Source organism: Actinomyces polynesiensis (genome assembly GCF_000820725.1).
Lineage (GTDB): Bacteria > Actinomycetota > Actinomycetes > Actinomycetales > Actinomycetaceae > Pauljensenia > Pauljensenia polynesiensis.
Genome location: NZ_CCXH01000080.1, coordinates 1 through 6862 on the forward strand (window position 1 = coordinate 1; position 6862 = coordinate 6862).

At 73.0% G+C, this 6862-nt stretch carries 7 protein-coding genes; 3 read left to right on the forward strand and 4 right to left on the reverse strand.

Annotated features, from left to right (window positions below; translation table 11 throughout):
- From TA90_RS14120 to TA90_RS03055, 3 genes are all read right to left on the reverse strand, one after another.
- Positions 1-556 (reverse strand): low molecular weight protein-tyrosine-phosphatase (locus TA90_RS14120; protein ID WP_187120078.1); only part of this gene is annotated, 556 nt, incomplete at its 3' end.
- A gap of 173 nt (positions 557-729) precedes the next feature.
- Positions 730-1470 (reverse strand): 5'-methylthioadenosine/S-adenosylhomocysteine nucleosidase, encoded by a 741-nt coding sequence (gene mtnN / locus TA90_RS03050; protein WP_043534555.1) that lies wholly within the window; start codon positions 1468-1470, stop codon positions 730-732.
- Positions 1471-1695: 225 nt separating this feature from the next.
- Positions 1696-2160 (reverse strand): S-ribosylhomocysteine lyase, encoded by a 465-nt coding sequence (locus TA90_RS03055; protein WP_043534556.1) that lies wholly within the window; start codon positions 2158-2160, stop codon positions 1696-1698.
- Positions 2161-2334: 174 nt separating this feature from the next.
- Between TA90_RS03055 and TA90_RS03060 the strand changes: the two genes are divergently transcribed.
- Both TA90_RS03060 and TA90_RS03065 read left to right on the forward strand, forming a co-directional pair.
- Positions 2335-4029, forward strand: coding sequence for a hypothetical protein (locus TA90_RS03060; protein WP_147513340.1), 1695 nt, complete (start codon positions 2335-2337; stop codon positions 4027-4029).
- Positions 4030-4171: 142 nt separating this feature from the next.
- Positions 4172-4543, forward strand: coding sequence for a DUF488 domain-containing protein (locus TA90_RS03065; protein WP_043534560.1), 372 nt, complete (start codon positions 4172-4174; stop codon positions 4541-4543).
- A 71-nt stretch (positions 4544-4614) separates the two neighbouring features.
- Here TA90_RS03065 and TA90_RS13655 read toward each other — a convergent pair whose 3' ends face one another.
- Positions 4615-5376, reverse strand: a complete 762-nt coding sequence (locus tag TA90_RS13655) for a polysaccharide deacetylase family protein (RefSeq protein ID WP_082031325.1) — start codon at positions 5374-5376, stop codon at positions 4615-4617.
- A 288-nt stretch (positions 5377-5664) separates the two neighbouring features.
- On the opposite strand from TA90_RS13655, the gene TA90_RS15440 reads away from it, so the two are divergent.
- Positions 5665-6862: serine dehydratase beta chain (locus tag TA90_RS15440; protein WP_043534558.1), on the forward strand; the 1198-nt coding region annotated here is incomplete at its 3' end.

The window sequence follows — 6862 nt, forward strand, 5'->3', positions numbered from 1 at the left end:
CCGGGGCCAGGCGTGCGCGCAGGTGGTCGACGAGGGCGGGGGTGACACGCTCGACGACCTCGAGTGTCTCCTCGAAGTCCCGGTGGTCCCCGTACCACGGGTCCGGCACGTCCAACGCGCTCCCGGACCACGGGTCCGGGGCCTCCGGCACTCTGGCGCTCCCCGTGGCCCGTGGGTCGAAGGAACGGAACATCCGCAGGTCGACCACGGTGTGGTCCCCGACGGGCGGGTCCACCTCCACGTCGACACCTGCCCTGCGCGCCAGACGTTCGAGTGCCATGAGGTGCTGGCGGGTCATGGCGAGCACGAGGTCCCAGGACCCGAGTTCGGCGGCACGGACCTGGCGCGCCCGGTGGTCGGGAACCCGGTGCCCTGCCTCCCGCAGCACCCGGGCAGCCCTGGGATCGATGGGGTTGCCGTGCTCCTCGTCGGAGATCCCCGCGGAGTCGACGAGGACGTCCAGCCGGTCGGCTGCCACCTGCTCGGAGAGGACCTCCTGGGCCATCGTCGAGCGGCAGATGTTGCCGGTGCACACCATGAGGACTCGCAGGGTCATGGTGCCCATTGTGCCCGACCCGGCCGTGACCGCCCGAGTGGGGAGGACCCGGCAGACGCAGCAGGGCCCCCGTGGGTGGCAGGGCTGCTCGGGAGGCAGGTGGGCCGGCGGGAGCGTGCCGGCCGGGCGGGTGGCGGGTGGAGGCGGGTGGCGGGTGGCGGGTGAGGCGGGTGTCAGATGGAGAGGTAGGCCCGCACGGCCTCGTAGCTGGACCGTGCCGCCCGGGTGGAGTCCATGTGGAAGTCCTGGTCCGCACGCGGGCCGCACAGGTCCGACACCGCACGCACCGAGACCCAGTTGACCCCCATCCCGAAGCACACCTGCGCCATCGCCGCGGTCTCCATGTCGGTGGCCAGGGCGTCGGGGAACTCGGCGCGGACGGGAGCGACGTTGGCAGCCGTCACGAAGGAGTCCCCGGAGACCACCTGTCCGATGCGGACCCGGTGCTCGACGTGGCGCGGGAGGTTGCGCGCCTTGAGGACCGACAGCTCCGGGGAGCGGTAGTCGACGGGCATGCCCGGCACCTGGCCGCGCACGTACCCGAAGGGGGTCGCGTCCGCACCGTTGTAGGTGGTGGACACGCCGACGATGACGTCACCGACCTCCACCTCGGTGCCCAGGCCTCCGGTGGTGCCCCCGGCGATCACCAGGTCGGGGTCGACCATCATGAGGGCACGCGCTGTCGCGGACGCGGAGTTGGCCAGGCCGATACCCGAGGTCACCACCAGCACCGTCGATCCGTCGAGCTCCCCCGTGGTGAAGGTCTGTCGGTGGCGTTCGGCGTCCCCGATCACCACGGTGGAGGCGTCCTCGTCGAGGGCCTCGAGGAACGGACCCGCCTCGATGTCCATGGCGCACTGGATGACGGCGCGGACCCCGCGCCGACTGGGCGCGGTGCTCGTCTGGGAACTCATGTCTTCTCCCGGGTCGGGGCTGGTGTGTGGTCGGGGCTGGTGTGTGGTCGGCGGCAGTGGATGGCCGGTGGGAGTACTCGGTGGGGGCCGGCGCATGGGGGGTGGCGGTGGCTGATCGATGGCGATGCCCGGAGGATCCGTGCACTGCACGGTCGGGACCGGAGGACTGTCAGGACCGGGGAACGGTCGGCGGTCGTGGTGGCAGGGAAGCCACGGATCGGGGTGTCAGGGGGCGGTGACCGTCTCCCACTCGTCCCGGTGCGCGAGGAAGTATCGGACCGCCTCCTGGGCGCCCTCCAGGGAGTGGTTCGCCCCCCACCCGCACTGCACCTCGTTGGCCGCGGGGACCGAGGTGGCGTCGAGGACGTCCCGGAACGTGGCCTCCAGCAGCGGCAGGAACTCGGGTGTCTCCACCCCGAGCACCAGCGCGTAGAAGCCCGTCTGGCACCCCATGGGCGAGAAGTCGATGAGGCGGTCGGTGTGGTCGCGCATGAGCTCGGCGGTGAGGTGCTCGATGGAGTGGACGGTGGGCATCTCCAGGTGGGCGGCATTGGGTTGGGTGAAGCGGACGTCGTACTTGACCAGGACGTCCCCGCCGGGGAGCTCCTTGCGATCGGCGACGCGCACGTAGGGGGCGACCACGTGGCGGTGGTCGAGGTTGAAGGATTCGACGTTCATGCGCTGGACCATGCCCCGAGTCTAGGTGGCACCGCACGGTGGGCGTCGATGTAGCCTCCCCCTGGCGGGCACCCGGGGTGCCGGCCCACCCGGCAGAGTCACCGGGCGCGCTCGGAGGCGGGGGGACCAGGCATGGGTCCGGTCAAGGGACCGTGGAGGCGTGTGGCGCCCCGCCCGCTGAAGGGCATGTCGACGGAGCCGCCCGCGGATGGTGGCGCGTTCGCGTGGCGGGTCGTGGTGGCCACCGGTCTGTGGGTGGCGGGGGCCGCCCTCACCTACGGGGCCTCGGGGATGTCCTGGTTCGGCGAGCCCGACTACGACCCCCTCTTCGCGGACCCCGTGTGGGGGACGGACCTCCTCCACCGCTCCACCGCACCGGGGGCCGCAGTCGTCGTCATCGGCGGACTGGCCATGGCATGGTGCTGGTGGGCGAGTGGAAGCGCCGGCAGGTCGGAGGGGGCACGCAGGCGGCGGCGTGTCGACCTGGCCGTCCGGGTGTCCGGGATCCTGCGTCCGCTGCTCGCCGTCCTCCTTCTGGCGGGGACGGCACTGTCGGTGCGGGGTCTGGCAACCGGATGGGCCTCGGACTGGGTGGCCTACCCGGGGTGGGTGCGTTCCGTGGTGGCCCAGGTCGCCACCCTGGTCGCCGTGCTGCTGCTGCCGCGTGCCGGTGATCCCCGCCGTTGGGCGGAAGCCGGGTACGGGCGGGTCCGCGTGGGCGCTGCCGCACTCGTCTCGGTGGCCATGCTCGCACTCCCACTCCTGCCCCCGTTGCTGGCGGGCGCCACCGCGGAGGCCTCCCGCACCGCGGCCCCGGAGGGTGCAGGCGCGGAGGGCACCGGTGCGGGGCGGACGGCGGATGCCCCGGCACCGGTGACGGTGACGACCTCGGAGCCGGGGGCCAGCAGTCACTGGGTGCGGGTGTCCGCGCCGCTGGGGTCCACCGGTGCCGCTGCCTCCCCGACCACCTCCGGCGGCGGTGAGGCGGGCGCTGCCACCAGCCCGGTTGTCGCTCCCGCCTCCGTGGCCACCGGCGCGCCGGACGCCGCGACCGAGGAATGGTGGCACCTGTGGCGCGGTGCGACCGGAGCGCACGTCGTCCCCACTGCGACGGGGAACGGCGTGGCCGTCCTCGTCACCAACTCCTCGCCACAGCGCGCGGCACTGGCCGTGCTGGACCGGGCAACGGGCAGGGTCTCCTCGAGGTGGGACACGGACGACCTGCGGGACCGGGGACTGCCCCCTCGCTCCGACTCCGGCCAGGACACGAGGCTCTTCGGCGAGTGGGTGGTCCTCGCGGGAGAGGCCACCGAGTGGACGGGATCCGACGGTTCGGCCATCGGCACCGTCCCCACGGCATCGCAGCGGGAGGAACTGGAGGACACCGAGGTCGACGGGCTCCACGGCCGTTCCACGACGTCCGCGACCTCCTGGTTCGTGGGTGATGACCTCGCCTGCCAGCGACGGGCCCTGGTGGACGCCTCAGGGAGTTGGGTCCACGACGATGACACCGTGGTGGGACTGGAGCTGTGCACCGACACGACCCCGGCGCGTGCCACCCTCCTCGGCATCGACCCCTCGACCGGCGAGGTGCGCTGGCGCACCGCAGTCCCGGGCTTCGACACCTGGGCAGCGGGTCTCGACGGCCCCGTGCCGACGCTCTCCTCGGACACCTGGCCGGTGGAGGCCGAGGTGGGCGGCGGGGAGGGGAGCGCCGGCGGCGCGGACACCTCCGCACGGGCGCCCGCCGACGGGAACGTCGACGAGGGCGGCGCAGTTCGTGGTGCGGACCCGGGGCGCAGCGAGTTCGTCGTCGAGGTGGGCGGCACGGCCCACAGGATCCGGACGGGTTCGGGCGAGGTCCTCGACGCGCGGGGATGACCCCACACAACCGTCCGACGGATCACGCCACAACCGCCCGACGGGTCACCACGTGGCCGTCCCGGCCCTACCGTTGGGGGGAGGACGCCCCCGTCCCGTCGGCGTCCTGTCCCGCACGGTCGTCCCCGAGGAGGAGACCACGATGACCACGTCGCACACGGTCCGCGTCCGCAGGATCTACGAGGATCCCGAGCCCGAGGACGGCGCACGGATCCTTGTCGACCGTCTGTGGCCGCGGGGGATCAGCAAGGTCCGGGCCGACCTGGATGAATGGTGCAAGCAGGTGGCACCCTCTCCGACGCTGCGCAAGTGGTACGGCCACGACCCGCAGAAGTTCGAGGAGTTCCGCCGCCGCTACCTCGTCGAACTGCAGGACGCCGAGCACTCCCCCGCCCTCGCGGACCTGCGGGCCAGGGCCCGCTTGGGTCCCCTCACCCTGCTGACGGCGTCGAAGCGCGCCGACATCTCCGAGGCGGCGGTCCTCCTGGAGGTCCTGACCGGCACCGCCTCCTGACGGCCGGTCGCTCCCGACCGGTGGGCACGTCGGGGACTCGCCAGGTCCGCACCCGGTGTCGGGGCATGGGCTCAGTGGGTCGTCTGGACCGTGCTCCCCGGGCGGATCAGGTCGTGCTGGGAGTAGTAGACCCACCCCTCCGTCGTGGACCCGCCCAGCAGGGTCGGCACCGTGACCGGTGTCAGTCCACGCTTCCTCAGACCGGCGACCACCTCGGGAACCGCATCGACGGTGGTCGGGTAGATGTCGTGCATGAGGATCACCGAACCGCGCGTGGTCGTCGCGAGGACACGGTCGACCACGGCACGGGTGTTGCGGGACTTCCAGTCCTGGGAGTCGATGTTCCACAGGACGATCGCCGCGTGGGTGCGGGTGACCTGCGTCCGCACGGTGTCGTTCCACGCCCCGTAGGGGGGACGGACCAGGACGGGGTCACTGCCCGTGGCCGCACGGACGGCATCCGCCGTGGACTCCAGCTCCTGGAGCTGGGCGGCGGCACTGAGCCCGGTGAGGTCACGGTGGTCCCAGGTGTGGGACCCGACCACGTGCCCCTCGGCCGCCTCCCGTCCGACGAGCTCCGGCTCCTCCGCCACGTGGGTGCCGACCGGGAAGAAGGTCGCGTGCACGTGCAGGTCGCGCAGGATGTCCAGCAACCGGCCGGTGGTGCGCGCATCCGGACCGTCGTCGAAGGTCAGGGCGACGCACGCCGTGACCCGGCAGTCGACGTCCTCTCCGGAGGGCCCGGTGGCACCGGACGCGGTGGGGGTCGATCCGGTCGAGGGAGAGGCGGGACGTTCCGTGGAGGGCCCCGTGGCCGTGGTCCCCGACTGCACCGCACCATCCTCCTGCGAGGACGGTGTCGGGGAGGGGGCGCGGGTGCCGGGGGTCGGGGAGTGGGACACGGAGGCCGTCGGCGTCGGCGATGCGGTGGCGGACGAGCCGGACGGTGCGGTGCTGGGAGTGCAACCCGTGACACCCAGTGCCACGGTGACCAGTGTGGCGGTCACGGCCCTGGTGAACCCGTGTCGCCGTGACCTCACCGTGTCCACCATCCCTCCCGAGCATAGCGAGCCGCTCCGACGGCGCACGCGGAGCGCACCCGGGAGCGGCACAATGTGCCCATGGACCTGCACCTGCCCACCCCACACGGAGAGACCCCTGACCGCCACGACCCTGCGCGCCCCACCCCGGCCGCGCTGGTCGCGGGGCAGGTCGCAGCAGCCGACGCACCCCACCCCCTGTCGGTCTTCGACATGTTCCGCGTCGGGATCGGCCCCTCCTCCTCCCACACCGTGGGACCGATGCGCGCAGGCCTCGCATTCGCGGCGGAACTGGCCGGGTTGTCCGGAACGGGGACGCCGGTGCCCACCCGGGTGCTCGTCGAGCTCTTCGGCTCGTTGGGGGCGACGGGTCGGGGGCACAACACGGACCGCGCAGTCCTGCTGGGGCTGGCGGGCCACGATCCCGCCACGGTCCCGACCAGTGTCGTGGAGTCCGTCCTGCCCGCCATCGCCCGCAGTGGGCGGCTCACCCTCCTGGGGGGTGCAGAGATCCCCTTCGACGTGTCCGAGGACATCCGTTTCCTCCCGCGGACCCGTCTGCCCTACCACGTCAACGCCCTGACCGTCTCCGCCTGGTCCGGGCCCGTCCGCGGCACGGCACCGGCAGCCGGGACCCCGGATCGGGGACCAGCGAGGGACGAGGAAGGGTCGCCCTCGTACGTCCCCGACCGAGGCACGACGGCGTCGCCCTCGTCGGGGGACGGCGACCACGGGGCCGCGCCCCACCGGCCGCTGCTGCGGCGCACCTACTACTCGGTGGGCGGCGGTTTCGTCATGGTGCAGACCAACGACGACCCCGACGATCCCGTGGTGGAGTCCCTGGCCACGCCGGACGCGACCTCGACCCTCGGGGTGCGCGTGCCCCACCCCTTCGCGTCCTCCGTCGAACTGCTCGACCAGTGCACCCGCCACGACCTCTCCATCGCGCAGGTCGTGCGGGCCAACGAGGAGTCGATGCGCGATCCCGCCCGGGTCGAGGAGTACCTCGACCTCGTCGCCGCGGAGATGACCGCCTGCATCGAGGCAGGCGTCTCCGCCACCGGGATCCTCCCGGGTGGGCTCGACGTGCCCCGGCGCGCCCACGCCCTGGCGACCCAGTTGAGGCAGCGTTCCGGGCTGACCGCCGACGGACGCACCCCGTCGGGGGAGGGGACCGCCGCCCGCAGCGGGGCGACGGGCACGACCGGCGCCACGCAGTGGGCCTCCACGCCGGAGGACCCGATGCGTGCCATGGACTGGGTGAACCTCTTCGCCCTGG